Origin of the sequence: Trinickia violacea, from assembly GCF_005280735.1 — a bacterium.
GTDB classification, from domain to species: Bacteria; Pseudomonadota; Gammaproteobacteria; order Burkholderiales; family Burkholderiaceae; genus Trinickia_A; species Trinickia_A violacea.
In genome coordinates this window covers 481548-500095 of sequence record NZ_CP040078.1, presented here as the reverse complement: position 1 = coordinate 500095, position 18548 = coordinate 481548, and the positions used below count along the sequence as shown (strand labels likewise).

15 protein-coding genes are annotated in these 18548 nt (G+C 67.9%); 14 read left to right on the top strand and 1 reads right to left on the bottom strand.

Annotation, left to right across the window (positions count from 1 at the left end):
- The first annotated feature begins 9 nt into the window (after positions 1-9).
- The 9 genes from sctP to FAZ95_RS24220 all read left to right on the top strand — a co-directional run bounded on the left by sctP (position 10) and on the right by FAZ95_RS24220 (position 6773).
- Positions 10-732 (top strand): type III secretion system protein SctP, encoded by a 723-nt coding sequence (gene sctP, locus FAZ95_RS24255; RefSeq protein WP_137335070.1) that lies wholly within the window; start codon positions 10-12, stop codon positions 730-732.
- A 23-nt stretch (positions 733-755) separates the two neighbouring features.
- Positions 756-2129, top strand: a complete 1374-nt coding sequence (sctQ, locus tag FAZ95_RS24250) for a type III secretion system cytoplasmic ring protein SctQ (RefSeq protein WP_137335069.1) — start codon at positions 756-758, stop codon at positions 2127-2129.
- On the top strand, positions 2113-2763 hold the full coding sequence (sctR, locus tag FAZ95_RS24245; RefSeq protein ID WP_137335068.1) for a type III secretion system export apparatus subunit SctR: 651 nt from the start codon (positions 2113-2115) through the stop codon (positions 2761-2763). The genes sctQ and sctR overlap by 17 nt, the downstream gene beginning before the upstream one ends.
- A 15-nt stretch (positions 2764-2778) precedes the next feature.
- Positions 2779-3042: a type III secretion system export apparatus subunit SctS gene (gene sctS / locus FAZ95_RS24240; RefSeq protein WP_137335067.1), complete on the top strand. Its 264-nt coding sequence runs from the start codon at positions 2779-2781 to the stop codon at positions 3040-3042.
- 21 nt (positions 3043-3063) lie between these two features.
- Entirely contained in the window at positions 3064-4056 is a 993-nt protein-coding gene (locus tag FAZ95_RS24235) for a hypothetical protein (RefSeq protein ID WP_137335066.1), read from the top strand.
- 159 nt (positions 4057-4215) lie between these two features.
- The gene (locus FAZ95_RS24230) at positions 4216-5484 is read left to right on the top strand and encodes a type III secretion protein (protein ID WP_137335065.1); all 1269 of its coding nucleotides are present in this window, start codon (positions 4216-4218) and stop codon (positions 5482-5484) included.
- Between the two features lie 75 nt (positions 5485-5559).
- Positions 5560-5808: a type III secretion protein gene (locus FAZ95_RS24225; protein WP_175425740.1), complete on the top strand. Its 249-nt coding sequence runs from the start codon at positions 5560-5562 to the stop codon at positions 5806-5808.
- A gap of 153 nt (positions 5809-5961) precedes the next feature.
- The gene (locus FAZ95_RS39465; protein ID WP_175425711.1) at positions 5962-6129 is read left to right on the top strand and encodes a hypothetical protein; all 168 of its coding nucleotides are present in this window, start codon (positions 5962-5964) and stop codon (positions 6127-6129) included.
- Between the two features lie 188 nt (positions 6130-6317).
- The gene (locus tag FAZ95_RS24220) at positions 6318-6773 is read left to right on the top strand and encodes a CesT family type III secretion system chaperone (protein WP_137335063.1); all 456 of its coding nucleotides are present in this window, start codon (positions 6318-6320) and stop codon (positions 6771-6773) included.
- 8 nt (positions 6774-6781) lie between these two features.
- Here the strand turns inward: FAZ95_RS24220 and FAZ95_RS24215 are convergent, their stop codons facing one another.
- Positions 6782-7201 (bottom strand): hypothetical protein, encoded by a 420-nt coding sequence (locus FAZ95_RS24215; RefSeq protein WP_137335062.1) that lies wholly within the window; start codon positions 7199-7201, stop codon positions 6782-6784.
- A 200-nt stretch (positions 7202-7401) separates the two neighbouring features.
- On the opposite strand from FAZ95_RS24215, the gene FAZ95_RS24210 reads away from it, so the two are divergent.
- The 5 genes from FAZ95_RS24210 (at position 7402) to FAZ95_RS24190 (ending at position 18546) form a co-directional block, all read left to right on the top strand.
- Positions 7402-8199, top strand: coding sequence for a substrate-binding domain-containing protein (locus FAZ95_RS24210; protein WP_137335061.1), 798 nt, complete (start codon positions 7402-7404; stop codon positions 8197-8199).
- Between the two features lie 537 nt (positions 8200-8736).
- Positions 8737-11175, top strand: coding sequence for an autotransporter outer membrane beta-barrel domain-containing protein (locus FAZ95_RS24205; RefSeq protein WP_175425739.1), 2439 nt, complete (start codon positions 8737-8739; stop codon positions 11173-11175).
- Positions 11176-11339: 164 nt separating this feature from the next.
- Positions 11340-11951 carry a GNAT family N-acetyltransferase gene (locus tag FAZ95_RS24200; RefSeq protein WP_137335059.1) on the top strand — a complete coding sequence of 204 codons (612 nt, stop codon included), beginning with the start codon at positions 11340-11342 and terminating at the stop codon, positions 11949-11951.
- 263 nt (positions 11952-12214) lie between these two features.
- On the top strand, positions 12215-15205 hold the full coding sequence (locus FAZ95_RS24195; RefSeq protein WP_137335058.1) for an ATP-binding protein: 2991 nt from the start codon (positions 12215-12217) through the stop codon (positions 15203-15205).
- An 80-nt stretch (positions 15206-15285) separates the two neighbouring features.
- Positions 15286-18546 carry an autotransporter gene (locus tag FAZ95_RS24190; protein WP_137335057.1) on the top strand — a complete coding sequence of 1087 codons (3261 nt, stop codon included), beginning with the start codon at positions 15286-15288 and terminating at the stop codon, positions 18544-18546.
- Positions 18547-18548: the final 2 nt, after the last annotated feature.

Sequence of the window (18548 nt, the reverse complement as noted above, 5' to 3'; positions counted from 1 at the left end):
GTCGACGCCATGACGCACATCGTTTCGCGCCATCTGCGCATCATCCCGAACGAGAGCGACGCCGACGCGCAAGCCGACGCCGCCTCGAACGCGCGTTCACGCGGACGCAAATTCGACTACGCGTCGCTGCTCGGACGCCGCCGTGCGCCACACCGCCTGACGAGCGACGCCGACGCGCAAAGCGGCGGCGGCCCGAACCCGCACGCCGCGGACGCTTCGCACGACGAGGACGATGGGTCCGCCGGCGCTGCGTCGCCCGGCGCGGACAATGCCGCTTCGAACGGCATCGCGATCTGGGACAGCGAGCCGGAATCCAGCGCGCAAACCGACGCCACGAGCGAAGCCGCAGCCGCTTCGTCGCCCGAGCGTCAAGCACTGCGCGCCCGCGTCACCCACGCGGCAGCGCCGGTCGTCTCGGCCGTCTATCAGCAACAGCAACGCTTTCTGCAATTGCTCGGCTCGCTCGCACGCGAGATCGGCGGCTTCTGCGGCGACCCGTCGATTGCCGAAGCGGGCAATTGGGAAGTGCAGTTGCCGCTCGATCCGAAGCTGCTGCCGCACACGACGCTTTATCTGACGCTTTCGCGTTTCAGTCTCCAGCTTCGGTTCGACACGCCGGATATCGCGACCAAGCAATTACTCTTGGAACATAGTGCTTTGCTCGAGCGGGAACTCGACACCATGCTGCGAGCGTGGGGCGAAGCGCGCGATATCGAACTCACCGTCTGGTGAGCAACGCAAGCAGACCCTGACGCATGATCTATCCGATCGCCGAACCGACGACCGCAGACGAAGCACGCACCGAGCCGCTCGCGCAGCTGGCGCGTTTGGTCGTGCCGTTGCGTCCTCGCGCCGTCGACCGCACTGCGGCACGTGTCGCGCGAACGATCGGCGATACGCGGCTTGCGGCGCTCGCGCACGCCACGCTCGGCATCGAAGACCTGCGCGCCGATCTCATCGAAGCGCGCGGGGGCCAACTGTCGACGCCCGACGCAGCGGACCCAGGCGTGGTCGAACTGTCGATCGCCATGCCCACGGGCACGAGCCGCAGCACGTTTCATCTCGCGCTCGACTTGGACGCGTATCCGTCGCTCGCGATTGCCGCGTGGCCCGAAAGGAACGCGCCTGCGGCGTCCGCGGGCAACGGATATGTGCCGCAGCCGGCCGCGAGCATGACGTCCGCCGATATCGCCTTGCGCAATGCCGTGGCCGGCGTGCTGCTCGAACCGTTGCTCGAACACCTCGCCCGCTTCGGCTTCAAGGACCCGCGCGTCGTCTCAGTACAGCGCCGGCGCCTCGCCCTCGCCGAACCCCAGCGCGACCTGCAACGCGCCAAGCACGCAGAGCCGTCGGTTGCGCCATTCGTCGCGCTGTCTTTCACGCATCGAGCGCGCCGCCACGCCTTCACGCTGCTCGCCGAGCCGCCGTGCTACGACGCGCTCGACGCCCTGCTGCGCGCCGGCCCTGCCGCTGCCGCTGCCGCTGCCGCCGCGGCCACGCGCAGCGCATGGCAAGCCTGGCAGCCCGCACTGCTCGTGCCCGGCCGCCTGATCGTCGGCACGAAGGCGATCGCGGTCGACACGCTCGCCGCACTCGAACCCGGCGACGTGCTGCTGCGCGGCGTCTTTTCGTCATTCGACGCCACGCTGCTGTCGAGCGCCGGGGCTGCCTCGGAAGCGCGGCCGCACGCCGTCGCCGCGTGGGGGACGCCCGGTCTCACACGTCTTTACGCCGCGGTGGAAATCGACGGGCACTCGCTCGTCATCGTCAAGGAGCCGAACATGTCCGAAGAGCTGGACCCGGTGAGCGCCGACACCGGGCTCGCCACCGATCAATCCGGAGACCCCGGCGGAGCGTCCGATGGCGCGGCCGGCGACGGGTACCCCATCCACGTCGGCGAACTCGAACTCCCGGTGCAGTTCGAGATCGACACCGTCGCGCTGCCGCTCGCGCAGCTCTCGGCGCTCGGCCCGGGCTACGTCGTCGAATTGCCCGTACCCGTCGCCGAAGCGCAGCTCAAGCTCGTCGCGCACGGACAGACCATCGGCTATGGCGAACTCGTCACGGTCGGCGAACACCTCGGCATCCGCATCATCCGCATGGCGCACAGGCATGGTCCAGTTCAATGACATTACCGGGCTGCTGCTCGTCGTCGTCGCGATCAGCCTGTTGCCGTTCGTCGCGATGGTGGTGACGTCGTACGCGAAGATCGTCGTGGTGCTCGGGCTGCTGCGCAACGCGCTCGGCGTGCAGCAGGTGCCGCCGAACATGGTGCTCAACGGCATCGCGGTGCTCGTCTCGATCTACGTGATGGCGCCGATCGGCATGCAGGCCGGCAAGACGCTCGAAGGCCAGCAGCTCGCCTCGCAGCCGTCGCAGGCGCTGATCCAGGCGTTCGGCGCGGCGCGCGAGCCGTTCCGTGCGTTCCTGGTGAAGCACACGCAGGAGCGCGAGAAGCGCTTCTTCCTGCGCTCGGCGTCGGTCGTGTGGCCGAAGGAGCAAGCGAGCGAACTGAAGGAAGACGACCTGATCGTGCTCGCGCCCGCCTTCACGCTGACCGAGCTCACCGACGCGTTCAAGATCGGCTTTCTGCTCTACGTCGCGTTCATCGTCGTCGACCTGATCATCGCGAACGTGCTGCTCGCGATGGGCCTCAACCAGGTCACGCCGACCAACGTCGCGATTCCGTTCAAGCTGCTGCTGTTCGTCGTGATGGACGGCTGGTCGACGCTGATCCACGGCCTCGTGATGACCTACAAATAACGGGGGAACGTTGCGATGGATGTCGATACGCTGGTTCGCTTCACCACGCAAGGCATGCTGCTGTGCCTGACCGTATCGCTGCCGATCGTGATCGTCGCGGCGGTGGTCGGGCTCGGCGTGTCGTTCCTGCAGGCGATCACGTCGATGCAGGATCAGACGCTCTCGCATGCGGTCAAGCTGATCGCGGTGACAGTCGCGCTCGTGATCGCCGCGCCGTTCTCGTGCGCGGCCGTCCTGCACTTCGCGAACGAAATCATGCAGGCGGCCGTGCCGCTCTGAGGCCGACCGGCGAGCACTGACATGAGCCGCATCTCGCACACCGCAGGCGATACCGCCGCCGCCAACGCGCAACGGACCGCCCAGGCCCAGCAAAAGAGCGCAAACGCGCAAGGCGCGCGCAACGGCGCGCAGTTCGCGGCGCTCTATCGCGGCACCACCAACTTCACGTATGGCAACAGCGGGCAAAGCGGGCCGTCGGTTGGTTCGATCCGCGCGAAGCGGATGGCCGACCAGCTCGCGCGCAAGCGTCAGGCCGCGAAGAAGCAGCGCAGGAACGGCGCATCGATGCAGGACGACGGCCCCGACGAAGCCGACACGCAGCACGCCGAGCATCAGCGCGTCACGCGCGACGGCGGCGGACGCGGCGGCGGGCAATCGCACGACGATCATTCGGACGACCATGCGGCCGCCGCCGTGCCGTCCGTCAAGGCGCGCGCGAGCGGCGCGGTCGTCCCCCCGCCGGTGGGGCGTCTCGACGCCGTCGCCGCGCAGTATTCGGAGCCGGGGCAGGAAGGCGCGCGCGGCGCGGCGGTGCGCGACGCATGGTGCGGCGACATGCTCGCGCTGCTCGACAAGCTCGCGGCAAATCCGCAGATGCCGCTCGATACGCAAGTGTTCGAACAGTCGATCGATTTGCTCTCGGTGCAGCAGCGCATCGGCCCGTTGCCCGCGGCCGGGCTCGCGTCGCTGCGCGAGCGGCGCACGGAGGGCCAAAGCGGCGGCGTGGCCCGTCTGCCGCCGCCCGAGCGCGTGCAGCGCTTCAATCTGCTGTTTCCGCTGCTATGGCTGCAGGGCGATCGGCCGTCGACGGCGCCGCAACGCACGCGCGCGATCGATACGCTCTTCACGCTGCGCGGCGGCGTGCTCGGCCGCGCAGCGGCCGCGGCGGCGGGCGCCGGTTCGGGCGTGACGTCCAGCGGCGAGTCGACCTCATCGGACGTTTCCGGCCACGCCGGCGCGCCGCAATCCGCGCTCGCGCCGCGCAGCGCGTTCTCCGGCAGCCCGCGCCGCTAGGGCCGCTATCGGCGAGGCCCAAGGCTTCGCATGCCACGCGCCGCCTTCGCATCCTCACAGAAACGCCATCGATCGAACGCCTACAGTAAGCAAACTGGTAAAGCCGCACGAGAAGCACCGCTCGCCGGCGAGCCTTCCCTTCCACTTTCGACGAGCACGATGAAACTGCTGCGCATACTGACGGGCGTGCATGCGGGAGCGCAATTGCAACTTGCGCCCGGCACGCATCGCATCGGCGCCGACGACGACGCCGACATCCGCCTCACCGACTGGCGCGGCACGGATGCGCGCTTGCACGTCGATGCGAGCGGCGTCGTGAGCGCGCAGCGCGCAGCCGCGCCCGCAACGCCGGAAACGGTGCCGGCCGCGGCGGAAGGGGAGACGGACGCACCGAGTGCGCAGCACGAAGGCGACGAAGTGGTGCTGCTCGTCGACTTCGTGCCGATGCAGTTCGACGAGACGATCCTGTGCGTCGGCCCCGCCGACGCCACCTGGCCGTCCGACCTCGACCTGCTGTCGACCTTGCTCACGCGGCCCGCCGAAGCGCGCGTCGCCGAGGAGCGCAAGAAGCGCAAACGCTACGTGGGCGCGGTGGCGGTCTGCTTCGCCGTCGGCGCGCTGATCGTCGCCGGCTCGCTTCTGACGACGATGCAAATGAGCCGCGCCGCGCTCCCGCGCAATGCCGACGACCGCGCGCAACGCGTGACCGAGGCGCTCGCCGCCGCGCACGTGAGCGGCTTGCACGCGCAGGCGCTGGGCGGCACCGTCGTCGTGACGGGCATGCTCCCGAGCCGCGCCGAAGACCAGGCCGTGCGCACGCTGCTCGACCGCATCTCGCCGACCGGCATCACGCGCAACTACGACATCGCGCAGGACGACGCGCGCAGCATCGAAGATTCGCTCGGCGTCGCGGGCGCGCACGTCAGCTATCTCGGCGGCGGGGCGTTCGCCGTGACGGGCAAAGTGTCGAGCCGCGCCGATCTCGACAGCGCGCTCGCACGCGTGCGCGCCGACCTCGACGCGAACGTCAAGACCATCGCCGTGCAGGCGACGGAAGCGACGTCGAGCGCGGATACGCCGCCCGGGGGCGCCGCGTCGACCTACTCGGAAATGATCTCGTCGGACGACGTGCGCTATGCGCAGACGCCCGATGGCGTCAAACACATCTACGTGGTCGACCCGCCGGCGGCTGCGTCCGATGCCGCTGCGAGCGGGGCGGCGGATGCGAGCGGTGCGTCGGGCACATCAGGCACATCCGGCACGTCCAGCGCAAACGCGAATACGAGCGCCGCCTCGAAAACGACCGCAGCCGCCGCCAACGCCGCGAGCACCGACCGCGCCACGGTCAGCCGCAGCGCCGGCATCGACGACGGCGTGCCGCTCCCCAACCCGGCGACGCTGCCGCCCGGCGCGCGCGCCGGCGGCTAGTCCGCGAAAGGTTAAGCCACCTGACGCACCCCGAACCGAGCAATCCCCTACCCGCCATACGAAGAGGAGATGACCATGTACGAGCAACTCGAACCCTACGCGAAGGATTTCAACGATCTGCAAAAGACGCTCGCCGATCCGCACGGCGCCGCGCGCGTCGACGCGATCCGCGCGGCGCTCGATGCCACCGCGCAGAAGATCAGCGAAACGCAAGGCGCGAACGAAACCGCCCGCAACGATCTGGCGAAGCTGTATCGCGGTTTTCTCGCGGCGTCGCGCGTGATCGTCCGCCTTCAGGAACAACAGGCTGCGTCGCGCGTGTAACGCGCGGGCGGCACTCGGTGTGCGGTACGCGAGACAACCGCGCGCCGCCGCCGGACCACGAGGCTCTTTTGGCGGCTATTTCACCCTGACGGCCGGCGAAGCGGCAGGTCTCGCAAGAGGCCAAATTTCATCAACCCCCGATTGGAGATCGATATGACTTCAGGTGCAGCAATGGCGAAGATGGCGGGTCTCACGAACGAGATGGACCAGATGACGCAAGCGAGCGCGCAGATGCAAGTCGAGCAAAGCATGTACGCGTCGGTTGCGAACATCGCGAAGAGCGGCGCGAGCAACGTGAAGGACGCTTCGCGCGGCAGCTAAGCGCGCAAAGCACCTGCCGCTCGCCGGCGGCAACGGCAAGCGGCGCGGCCGGCACCGGCTTCAATGCAAGAAGAGGCCGGGGCCGGTCGCATTTTCTTCGGCATGCAGCATGCGCGCGTGTGTTCGCGTCGGCGCGGATTCACCGCATGCGCCTAAGCCAACGTTCTTGCGTCAACAAAAGCCCGAGCATGAGCAGCGAGCGCTATACCCATCTGATCACGGAGCTTTGCGCGACTGTCGGACTCGCCGACGTCGAGCACGTGCTGAGCACGCGTTCGATCGAAGTCGAGGGCTTCGACGTGCGCCTCGACTACTTCGAGCGCGACCTCGACGCGATGTACGCGAACTTCCACTTCGGCACGGTGACGGCGGGCCGCACGCTGGTCGTGTTCCGCCTGATGCTCGAAGCGAACTTGCTGATCTACGCGCAGGACCAGGCGCAACTGGGCATCGACACCGATACCGGCGGCATCGTGCTGGTGCTGCGACTGCCGTTCGACAGCGACCTCTCCGGCGAGTCGCTCGCCGATTTGCTCGCGCACTACGCCGAGCATGGCCGTTACTGGCGGCAGAACATCGTCGAATCGAACGACGAGATGTTCGACGGGATCGCGTCGGGGGAATATAGGTGGCTGCGGGCGTGAGCTGACGCTCAACCCTTCGATGCTTCTTCGATATTCTTCGCACCGTTCTTCATCAGCTCGGCCAACGCATTGGTGCGCGCCTGTTCGAGCTGCATCAGACCGCTGAACGCGTTCTCGGCGGCCTGCGCCAATCCGGTCGTGTCCTTGAACGCTTCGGATGCGATCTGACCCAGCTTGCCGAGCGGGCTGGGCTTCGACGGCGATGCGCTCGATGTGTTGTCCGCCGATTTCGACGCCGCAAACGAAGCGCGCTTCGCGCCGCCGCCCTCACTCTTCGAGGCCAGTCCATCGAGCGCCGCATCGGCTTTGGGCCCGGCGTGCGCAGCGGCCGTAGAAGACGTTTTCGTGTCCGCGCTCGTCGACGATGTCGAAGTCGTGTTCGTCACCGGAGAAGTGGTGGGACGGCTGATCGACGAGGGACCGGTCATGATGCGGACTCCTGGAATGGCATTCCGTCCGACGTTACCGCGCACCGTCGATTGAGTCGGCCGGCTATGCGAAAGCAGGTTGCGCAAACCGAAACGTGCGGACGACTACTGCAAGGCCGCACGGCCGGTTAAAGTGATAACTGGCATCCGGACTAGATGCATTTCAGGGCCAGGTCAGCCGATTGAGATGAGGCGGAGCCGTGACTATCCACAAGTTGAGGGTTCGCGCACTCGCGTTCTGCGTGACGCTCGCGTTACTGAGCCAAAGCGCGGCATTGGCAGGCGAAGTCAAGGTCATGATTTCGGGCTGGTATGCGCCGGCGTATCGCGAACTGGGCCCGCAATTCGAGGAAGCGACCGGCGACACGCTGGTCACCATCTGGGGGCCCGCGGTGGGCACGGCCTTGAATGCCATCCCCGTGCGGCTTGCGCGTGGCGAGTGGGCCGACGTGCTGATTGTGGTCAGCTATGCGCTCGACGATCAGATCAACGCCGGCACGGTGGTGCCTGGCAGCAAGGTGGACCTCGCACGCTCGCCAATCGGCATGGTGGTTCGCGAGGGGGCGCCGAAACCGGACATCAGCTCTGCCGACGCATTGCGCCGCACGCTGCTCGCAGCGAAGTCAATCGTCTATCCGGACAGCGCGAGTGGCGTCTATATCGGCAGCGAACTGTTTGCGCGTCTTGGCATTGAGGAGCTCGTAAAAAGCAAGAGCCGCATGGTTGCGGACGAGCGAGTCGCCATTGTCGTCGCGAACGGCGAAGCGGAGCTCGGGCTTCAGCAGGTCGTGGAGCTGTTGCCGGTGAAGGGGGTGACGGTGGTCGGCAGTTTGCCCGCGGAAGTACAAAGCTACACGGTGTTCTCCGGGGGCATCGCCAGTACTGCGAAGAATCCAGCCGGCGCAGAGGCGCTGATCCGGTTTCTGTCGTCGCCGGACGCGGCGCCGGCGATTGCGAGGACCGGGCTAGAACCGCTTACGGCGGCGCCTGCGAACTAAGCGAAACATCAGGGGTGCCGACAAGCATTGGCCAACTACGGTCGTTGACCGGCTCGCAATGAACGGCCGAATCGCATTGATCCACCGTCATCGCAAGACGCAAACGATTGCCTCAACCACGCAAACGTTTTGCTCCCGCCGCTGAGCTGAATCAGGCTCATCAGGTCACGGCGGACACTCCCCTAGCGCGCGCAAATTCTTACCGAGAATTGTCAACTCTTCCTAAATCTTGCCGTTATTGCGTGAGTGAGCTTCTCTGAAGCGAACGGTCCGGATAGGCGCCACCGATGCTGGCCGAGCCGACACGCGACAGCGCACGAAACGACAGAAGTTGAGGACTTTTAATATTTGGGAGATTGTATGCCGCGGGGCCGTCGTCGGATCAAGCCATCACCTCGTGCACTGAAGGACGCAGCGCGTCGCAGTGTATCCAGTCAAAGTCGCCGGCCAGGCACGTCAGGAAAGATTACGGCGGGCATCATCGCACCGCTGATCCTCGGTCTCGGCCTAGCGCCAAGAGTCGTGCTGGCGGACACGGTGAGCTTCAGCGGAGGCTGGTCCTCGGCCACCAGCTCGCTGACGCCTTCGATCCCGTTTCCCGCCAATACGGTGAACACGAGCTTTTCAAGCTACGGAGGTTTTGCTTGGAACTACTCGCTCTACAGTTTCACCGTAACGCAGAGCGGTACCTATTCGGCGACCGCCACGACCTCGCCGGTCATCAACACGACCTATTTCCTGACCGGCACTTACTCTCCCAGCACGACGTCGCCCTCGACACCGATCGGCCACTTCTTCGCGAGCGAACTCGCGACTGGTACTCCCCACTCGGCGACGTTTCCGTTCCTCAGTCTCACCGCAGGCACGACCTATAGCCTTTTGATCGCCTACAACACGGGCGGAACGCAGGCGGCCGACAGGTTTACTTTTACGATGAGCGGGCCCGGCTGCGCGGCGTTTCAGTCCGTCAACAGCTGCAGCATCGGCACGGGCAGTACCCAGTCCGCCAGCGGCCTGGGGTCGACGGTCAACCCGGTCTTCACGGGCGGGACCCTGCAGGTCGACACGAGCAGCCAGACCTATGGCCAGTCGTTCACGCTCGACAACTCGGCCACCAACACGATCGACCAGAGCGGACACGCCGTGACGTTCTCCGGCGCGTTTTCCGATGCCACGAGCGGAGGCAATCTCGTCGTCGCCAACAGCGGCAGCGGCGGATCGGTGACCCTCACGGGCACCAATACCTACACGGGGACCACGACGGTCCAATCCGGCGCCACGCTCGCCTTGGCGGGAAGCGGCAGCATCGCCAGTTCGTCGCAGGTGACGACCAACGGCACATTGGACATCTCCCAGACTGCCGGCACGTCACTGACGACGATCGCGGGAAGCGGCGTCATCGCGCTGGGCGCGCAGAACCTAAAGCTGACTGGCGCGTCCGGCACCTTCAACGGCGTCATCAAGGACGGCGGCATCGGCGGCGGAACGGGCGGCAGCCTGACGATGCAGCAAGGCTCGCTGATCCTGAACGGCGCCAACACGTATAGCGGCGGCACCGTGGTGAACGGCGGGCTGCTGGAAGTCGGCGACATCGACCACTCCGGCGCAAGCGTGGCGGGCAACGTGCAGGTCAATGCGAGCGGCACGCTGCGCGGGCACGGCACGGTCGGGGGCAATGTCGTCAACAGCGGCACGGTCGCGCCCGGCGGTTCGATCGGGACGTTGAGCGTCAGCGGCAACTACAGCCAGGCAAGCAATGCGGCGCTGGCCATCGAAGTCAGCCCGACGGCGGCGTCGGTGCTGAACGTAGCCGGTTCGGCCACTCTGAATGGCGTGCTCGCGATTACCTTTGATCCGGGCACCTACACAGCGAAGCAATACGCGATCGTTTCGGCGGCTAACGGCGTGAGCGGACGGTTCACGTCCGTCAGCAGCACGGTCTCAGCCGGCGCGAATCTAGGCTCGCTGCAAACTGCTTTGGCCTACGGTACGAATCAGGTTGCGCTGGTGTTGAGCGACGCCGTGACTCCGCCCGTCGTCGTGGCGCCGATCGACACGAGCATCTACACGGCGCTAGGTTCGACCGCGTCGATGGGTGCACAGACCGCGAGCATGACACTGCTCGGCCGGATGAGCCGTGCCTCGACTGCCACGGCTGCTACGCCCGCAGGCTGGATCGACGCGACCGGCAGCCACGCCAATGTCGGCGGCACCAATGGCGAGCCGGGCTTCCAGGCAAATCGGTATGGCTTTCTCACGGGGCTCGAAAAGAAGGTTGGCCAATATACCGTCGGCGTTGCAGGAGGCTACACGCACGCTGACATCGACGAACAACAGACAGGTGACTCTGCATCGATCGACACGCTTCGGCTCGCCGCATATGGCAGCCGCTGGCTTGGCGGAGTCGGTTTGTCGGCGACTGCAGGCTACGGCCTCGACTTCTTGTCGCAAAAGCGGCCGTTCGGCGCGACCGGCACCGCGGAAGGCGACCACGTCGGACACGAGTTCACGTTGGGCGGGCAGGCCAGTTTGCCACTGACGCTTGGCAGCTTTGTCGTCACGCCACGCGTCGGGCTGCGCTATGCGTATTTCCACGCGAACGGGTTTGGCGAAAGCGGCGCGGGCGGGCAGGACCTGGGCGTTGGCACCGACAACGTCCACAGCCTGCAGCCGTATGCCGAAGTGACGCTGGACAAGGCATTCGGCAACGCGTTGAACCCTGTCGACGTACAACTGCGATTGGGTTACGCGCATGAACTCCTGGATACGAACCGTAGCGTCACCGTCACGGCGCAGGACGGTACGGTGTTCGCCGCACCGGGCACGAGCCTTCCACGCGGGTACCTGACCACCGGAGTCAGCGTGAGCATGCAGCCGACGAAAGCGCTGAAGGTATCGCTCGGCTATGACGCGTTGATCAACACGACCCATGCGTCGGAGCAGACGGCCAGCCTGAAAGTCGGCTACCAGTTCTGACACGGCTGGAACCGAAAAGCACGTCAACCCAAGCCGCCCATCGAGGCGGCTTTTTCATTTCCGCCGGCCCGCTTCGCTCGCGCACTCGCCGATTCGCACCCCATCGCACTACTTGCGCCGCGGCAAGGCACGCTAGCCGTATTCACCGCCACTCCCGCCCCGCCATGCTCTTCAAACCCCTCGACACGATGGAAACGCCGGACCTACTGCTGCGTCCGTTCACCGCGGCCGACGCCCCGGCGCTTTTCGAGCAGATGCTCAACGATCCCGAGACCATGCACGACCTGCCGTTCGAGCGCCACATGACCCTCGACCAGACCGCCGCCTACATCGAAGACGCCGAACGCGGCTGGCGCGACGGCACGCTGATCCGCTACGCGCTCGAATGCCGCAAGACGGGCCAGCTCACCGGCACGATCGAATTGAAGCCCGCGCTGCCGCGCATCGAGATCGGCGTCATCATCAGCCGGCGCGGCGGCATGCGGCGGCGGCGCGCGGGCGTGTTCGCGCTGCAGGATCTCGTCGACTGGCTGATCGAGCAGCCGGGCGTGTTTCGCGTCTTCGCCTATTGCGCGGTCGACGGCGCGTCGCACAGCAGCATGAAGCGCCTCGGTTTCGTCTGCGAGGGCCTCGTCAAAAGCTACGAGCCGCGCCCCAATCGCGGGCTCCCCGCCGGCGACAGCTATCTGTTTTCGAAAACGCGCATCGCGCCGCAAATGCCGGTGCCGCAAAACGACGGCGTCGCGTGGCTCCACTCGACGCTCGCGTGGCAATAGCGATCCCGAGCGCGGCCGGGCTTGCGGCCGCACTAGCGGCGCCACGCCGCGAAGCGTTCCTGCCGAAAGCGGTCCTCGCCTAACACAACCGCGCCTACGACGGCCCTGATCCATTCCTCCAAACTTCTGTCTTGCTCTCGGGCGATAATGAATATGTCTGACGAATACCGGACGACAGCCATCCGTTGTGCTCATGCGGCACCCACCTTCGCCGGCTGACCACAATCCATCCGAAGCCCTTCTTATCGCCGGAGATCCCCTCCATGTCGTTACCGCGGCTCACGGGACGCATGATCGCGTTTTCGCGCTTCTGGCTCGCCCGCGAAGTCGGCCTGCTGATCGCCGACGGCGCCGTGATCGAGCTCGGCGCGCGCGCGTTCGCGATGCTCGCGGCGCTGCTCGACGCGAACGGCCGCGTCGTATCGACGGCCGAGCTGCGCGAGATCGTCTGGCCCGGTTCGACGGTCGATGCGAACACCGTGCAGGCGCAGATCTCGGCGATTCGACGCGCGCTCGACGCCGACCGCGACCTGATCGTCACCGTCCCCGGCCGCGGCTACCGGTTCGCGGGCGAGATCCGTCTCGTCGAGACGCCGGAGACCGCGCTCGCGCCCACCGCGACGGCGGGCAACACGCCGCCAACGACGGCCGCCACGCTCGCGCCGACCGGCGCCGCCGCCTCGCTGCGCGCGCACGCGATCGATCCGTCGCCGTTCACCGGCCGTCATGCCGAGCTGTCCGAGCTGCTCGCACTCGTGCCGACGCGCCGTCTCGTCACGCTGACGGGCGCCACGGGCATCGGCAAGACCCGGCTCGCGATCGAGGCCGCCGCCAGGCTCGCCGCGCAGTTCCCCGACGGCTGCGTGTGCGCGGCGTTGGGCTCGCTCGCGCATCCGGACCGCGTGGCGCGCGCGATCGCGGCGGCGGTCGGCCTGGAGCCGAACGCCCGGCTCGCCGAGCTGGCAAGCCTCGCCGCGCAGATCGGCGAGCGCCGCATCCTGTTGATCGCCGACCATTGCGACCAGCTGGGCGAAGCCGCGGCGCGAACGCTGGACGCGCTGCTCGCCGCCACGCGTGGCGTGCACGTGATCGTCACGTGCGAGACGCCGCTGTTCATCCCGGGCGAAGCGTGCGTGCCGCTCGCGCCGTTGCCCGTGCCGCCCGAGCGCGGCGGCGACACCGCCGCGACGCTCGATTGCGACGCGCTGCGTCTCCTCCTTGCGCGGCTCGACCCACTGCTCACGCGCGCCGGATTCAACGATGCGCGGCTCTACGTGCCCGGGCTCGCGGAGACGACGATCGCGGCCGCCGCGCTCGTCTGCCGGCGTCTCGACGGCGTGCCGTTCGCGATCGAACTCGCCGCGGCGGCGATCGTCTCGCGCGTGCGGCAGGGCGTGGCGGCGGAGAGCGCGATCACGTCGTTCGCGCACGATCTCGACGCGATGCTGACGCGCCGCACCGGCGCGCGCCGAATCGTGCTGCCACGCGCCGCGATGGTCGCGGCGATGCTCGATCTGCGCTACGACGCACTCGACGATGCGACGCGCACCACGCTGCGCCGGCTCGGCGTCTTCACGGGCGCATTCACGCGCGAAGCGGCGCAAGACGTGCTGGGCGCGCTCGACAACGACGACGCCGAGCTCGGTGGCCACCTCTACGCTCCGATCAAACCCTCGGCGCCGCACGCGCTCAATGCGTCGTTCAATGGCCGGCTGCGCATGCTGATCGATGCCGGTCTCGTCAACGAGGTCGATTGCGACGGCGAGCTGCGTCTGCGGCTGCCCGAGAGCGTACGGCGCTTCGCGCTCGACGCACTCGACCGCCACCGCGAAAGCGCCGCAGCCGCGGCGCACCATGCGCAATTCGTCGCGCGCGACATGGAGCGCCGCTTCGGCGCGGGCCTCGCGGCCGCGACCTCGCACACCCGCCACGACATCGACGCCTTGCGCGCCGCGCTCGAATGGACGCTCGCGGCCGACAAGGCCGAGCTCGCCGCCGAGCTGCTCGATCACTCGGCGACGGTGTGGGTCGCGCTGTCGCTCGTCGACGAATACGTGCGCTGGGCGCGCGCGGCGCTCGCCTGCGTGGCGGGGGGCGGCGCAATCCCCGCGGCCGTCCGGCACATCCGCGACGAAATGCGCCTCACCGCCGTGCTCGCGCGAGCGCTGACGTTCGAGCAGGGCGCGTCGGCGGAAATCGTCGAAAGCTGGCAGCGCACCTATGAACTCGCGAACATCTGCGCCGACATGCCCTATCGCGTGCGCGCCCTCTTCTGTCTCGTCACCTGTGCGCTCGATGCAGGCGAGATCCGCCGCTGCCGGCAATTGAGCGACGCCTTCAGCGAGATCGCGTCGGCATCCCAGTGGCCCGCGCTGCAAGTCAACGCGCGGCGGATCGACGGCATCGTCACCGCCTACGAAGGCCGCTTCGACCATGCGATCCGCCTGCTGTCGCCGGTCTCGGGGCTCGTCCAGGACGCGGCGAGCAATGTCGACAAGGACGCCGCGCGCGAAGCCAATGCGATGGCGACGAGCTACGGCCTCTCGCTGCATGTCGTCGCGCGCGCGATGCTGGACGCCTCGCGCTGGTTCGCGGGCGAGCCGCTGGCCGCGCCGCTGCCCGCCATGCGGCGCGAGCCCGCCAACGACAGCGAACCGCTCGCCTACTGCGTGTCGCTCAGCTTCGCCTGCGCGCTCGCGGCCATCGACGACGACGTCGCACTCGCCGAATCGTGCGCGGCAGCGCTCGTCAGCCGCGCGCGCGTCGCGGGTCTGCGGCGCTGGCTGCGCTACGGGCTCGACGTCCAGCTCTGGCTCGACGCGCGGCGCGGCGACGATGAAGCGGCGCGAAGGCTCGTCGGCAGCGCGGCGAAGCGCATTGCGCGCGAGCGCGTCTATCTGCTCGATATCGCGTTCTTGACGACGCTCTTGCCGCGCATCGATTTGACCGACAAGCCGGAGTTCACGGCGTCGCTCGGCACGACACTGCGCGACGCCTCGAGCCGCGCGGAGCGGATCGGCGAGCGCTGGCCCGTCGCCCCGCTGCTGCGCCTCATCGCGATGCTCGAGTGGGCGGGTCGGGAGGATGTCGAGACCGTGCGCGCGACGCTCGCCAGTGCGATGCAGTTGGCGCGCGAGCAAGGCGCGCGGCGGCTGGAAGTGCGCGTGCTTGCCGATCTCGATAGCCTGAATGGTCCCGAAGCGCTCGACACGACGACCGCGCCGCCGCGCGCGGGCCTGCTTCGCGCTCGCTGACTTCGCTTCGCCCGACGCGTTGAGGTGTCACATTCGGTTTTTACCGTGGACTCAACTGCCGCTCGTTGAATCCCCACGCCATGTCGGATATCCACGCCGTACCGAATCACGGGATCGTTCCCACGACGCAACCCGACCCGCAGCACCCCGCGACGCACAACACGACGCCCCAGCCGGCGGCCCCGCAGCCTACCGGACCGCTCGTCGAACAGACGGCGCTCGGACGCTTGTCGAATGCGATGTCCCGCACCGGCGAGCGCTTGCGCACTCGCAAGTTCGACGTGAGCACGGCGGTGTCGCAATCGAGCCTGCACGGCAAGCCGTTCGCGCCGGCCGATTTCAAAGCGGGCGGCGAGCGCTATGAAGCGAAGCCCGTCGAGACATCGACGGTTGCCGCGACGCCGCTCAGGAAGACCGAGAAGGAGGCGCGCGCGGCGCTCTCGAAGACCGCGCGCACGAGCACCGAAGCGGACAAGACCGCCGCGCCGACGGCGACCCAAGTCACGCCCCACGTCCCGCTCGACGCGATGAGCGGCGACACGGCGCTCGCCGACTACGTCGCCCATCGGTTCCCCGACACGCCCAACACTGCGGCCGCCGCCGCTGCGCTCTCGCAACGCCTCGCCGCGCTCGGCGCACAAGCCGGCTCGCCGCCGACCACGCGCGGCGCACTGATCGGGCAGGCGTTGCATGCGGCGAACGTCGGCAACGCGCACGAAGCGACCCAGGTGCTCGACGCGCTCGAACACCTCGACTTCGCGCATATGGACACGGCACGCTCGAACTCGCCCGTCGACGTGCACGCGTGGCTCGTCGCCCGCACGCTTGCCCGCACCGACGCCGGCTACGACGCGCTCGAGCATCTGCGCAACCACGGGCAGCCGTCGAACGAGAGCGCGTCGGTGCGGCTGTCGCGGCAGATGATGCTGCAAACCGCCGACGCGCTCGATCCCGCGCCGGTTGGTCACGGTGCGCGTCCCGATCCGTCGCCGGCCGCGGTCGCCGCGCGCCATGATCCGCCGCCCGGCACGTCCTTGACCCAAGCGCCGCTCGCCTGGCAGGCGTACCACGCCGCCGCGACGCTCACGACGCACGGCCGCAACGCGCTGACGCCCGACCAGCGAGGCGCGTTCTTCGCGTGGCGCCAGAACTTCCGCGAAGACGGACGCGGCACCGAACTCTCGCTCGCCCGCGAGCGTTTGAACAAGTTCTCGGCGAAGACGATCAACCGCGTCGGCGAGAGCCGCTGGAAATCGTTCCTGCCGCGCCTGTTCGGCAAAGAGCGCTCGCCGCTCTCGGCGCTGCGCTACGGCACGCAAGGCGTGCCGCGCAAGACGATCGGCAGCGAGAAAGCCGCGCTCGAGCAGGCGATGCGCGACGCACTGCCGCCGCTCCTCGAACGTCCCGAGATGCGGCCGGCGGCAGCGCTGTCGCATGCGCGTCCCGAGCAGTCCGTGGCGGAACTCGCGGCGATGCACGTGTGGCTGGAGACCGGCGGCTTCCCGAACGGCAAGCTCGAGCCCGAGCACCTGCAGGCCATCGCGCAGCGCGCACAGCAGCTCTGCGATCAGACGGAGGCGCGCGACGTCGGCTCGCCGGCCACGCTGCAGCGGATGCGCGAGCAGACCGCGCGCTGGGCGCAGACCGATCCGCACACGCTCGCCAAGAGCAAGCCGTTCAAATCGATCGCCAAGCAGTCGTTCGATCTCGAGCGGCTCGCGTCGTGGGGCAAGGTCGCCAAGGTGCCCGCGGATTCGCCGTTCTGGACGCAGGTCAATGCGCTGAAGCAACGGGCGCGGCCCGAGCCCGTCAAGGGGCAGGCCAACGATGTCGACACCGTGCGCCAGTCGTTGAAGGAGGTCGCGCACGACTTGCAATCGAGCTCGCGGCTGCGGCTCGCCGACGGCACGCGCGTCGGCTTCAGCACGCGCGGTTTGTCGGCGAATCTGTCGAAGGTGCTGCACATGGGCGCCGTGCCGATCGCGCCCCGCATCGACGTGCGCGCGTCGAAGACTCGTGAGGCCGTCGTCGAACTGAGCCGCGGCACGCACGGCGTAGAGATGTTCGTCGGTACCGCGAAGACCCATGTGCTCCACGCGGGCGCCGGCGTGCTGGTCGGCTACGACTTCGACGTCGGCTTGACCAAGCTGCGCGCCGGCGTCACGACGCAGGCCGTGCTGCATTCGCAGGAGCGCTCGGAGCCGAGCGGCGTGTCGCTGCGCGTCGCGCGCCGCGTGAACCAGAACGGCACCGGCTACGACGACGCCGCGATGCGCACCAAGCTCGAAGGCATCATCGACCACGTCTTCGACGAGTCCACGCAGGCGCACACCGGCACCTCGCGCGACACCTGGAACCGCCTCGCCGATCGCTACTTCGACGACCCCGACGTGTCGATCAGCTGGACCGACAGCGTCCAGCGCACGGTGAAGCGCGGCGTATCGGCCGACGCGGGCGTCTCGGCGCTCGTGCCGACGGCCAGCTCGCCGGTTCGCGCGGGCTTCAACATCGGCATCGGCTACGAGAAGACCGCGAAGCAAACGCTCGATTCCGACGACAAGAGCGGCCGGCTGCGCGTCGAGCAGCATCGCGTGGGCGCAGGCTCGCGTCTGCTCGGACGTGCGAGCGGCACGGCCAGCTTCACGGAATCGGTCGGGTCGCATGATTCGTCGGTGGGCGTCGGCGTGACGTCGCTCGATGCGCCTTCCGTGACGGCGACGTTCAAGGACGACAGCCGCCTCGCGAAAGTGACGCTCATCCGCGAAGGCAACACGCTCGCCCATCGAGCGTGCTTGTTCGATACCGAGTACACGAGCGCCGAAACGTACACGCACGCGGTCGATGCGAGCCGCGAGCAATGGATCGACCTCTTCTCGCAGCAGGTGCTCGACGAGCAGCGCGCCGAGCGTCAGCAGGCGACGCTCAGCAACCAGCCGTGGCCGCTGCAGAAGGATGCGCGCCTGCTCGCGGCGGAGCGGCTCGACAAGCACCTCGGCGACGTGAAGGCGAACCGGCGGCCGAACCAGACGTACTTCCATCGCTACCGCATGAAGAAGAGCGCGGCCAAGCAGATCGACGCGCTCTCGGCGATGGCGGCGCAGCTGCCCGCGCAGGGCGCGAGCGCCGAGCGCGCGCAGATCGACGGCAGGATCGACCGCATTCTGAACGACGCGGGCTCGTGGATGCCGGTCGAGCTGAAGGTCAAGGAACGCACGACGACCACGCACAGCCCCGGCATCAACTTCGCGCTGCAGCTCAACGCGCAGACGAGCGCGACGGGGGATCGCGAGTTGTTTGCGGAGAGTGTGCCGTTTGCGTTGGCGGAGCGTCTCGATCAATGAAG

Coding starts and splice junctions, on each gene's coding strand:
- sctP (WP_137335070.1), top strand. CDS start 10: ATGACGCACATCGTTTCGCGCCATCTGCGCATCATCCCGAACGAGAGC.
- sctQ (WP_137335069.1), top strand. CDS start 756: ATGATCTATCCGATCGCCGAACCGACGACCGCAGACGAAGCACGCACC.
- sctR (WP_137335068.1), top strand. CDS start 2,113: ATGGTCCAGTTCAATGACATTACCGGGCTGCTGCTCGTCGTCGTCGCG.
- sctS (WP_137335067.1), top strand. CDS start 2,779: ATGGATGTCGATACGCTGGTTCGCTTCACCACGCAAGGCATGCTGCTG.
- FAZ95_RS24235 (WP_137335066.1), top strand. CDS start 3,064: ATGAGCCGCATCTCGCACACCGCAGGCGATACCGCCGCCGCCAACGCG.
- FAZ95_RS24230 (WP_137335065.1), top strand. CDS start 4,216: ATGAAACTGCTGCGCATACTGACGGGCGTGCATGCGGGAGCGCAATTG.
- FAZ95_RS24225 (WP_175425740.1), top strand. CDS start 5,560: ATGTACGAGCAACTCGAACCCTACGCGAAGGATTTCAACGATCTGCAA.
- FAZ95_RS39465 (WP_175425711.1), top strand. CDS start 5,962: ATGACTTCAGGTGCAGCAATGGCGAAGATGGCGGGTCTCACGAACGAG.
- FAZ95_RS24220 (WP_137335063.1), top strand. CDS start 6,318: ATGAGCAGCGAGCGCTATACCCATCTGATCACGGAGCTTTGCGCGACT.
- FAZ95_RS24215 (WP_137335062.1), bottom strand. CDS start 7,201: ATGACCGGTCCCTCGTCGATCAGCCGTCCCACCACTTCTCCGGTGACG.
- FAZ95_RS24200 (WP_137335059.1), top strand. CDS start 11,340: ATGCTCTTCAAACCCCTCGACACGATGGAAACGCCGGACCTACTGCTG.
- FAZ95_RS24195 (WP_137335058.1), top strand. CDS start 12,215: ATGTCGTTACCGCGGCTCACGGGACGCATGATCGCGTTTTCGCGCTTC.
- FAZ95_RS24190 (WP_137335057.1), top strand. CDS start 15,286: ATGTCGGATATCCACGCCGTACCGAATCACGGGATCGTTCCCACGACG.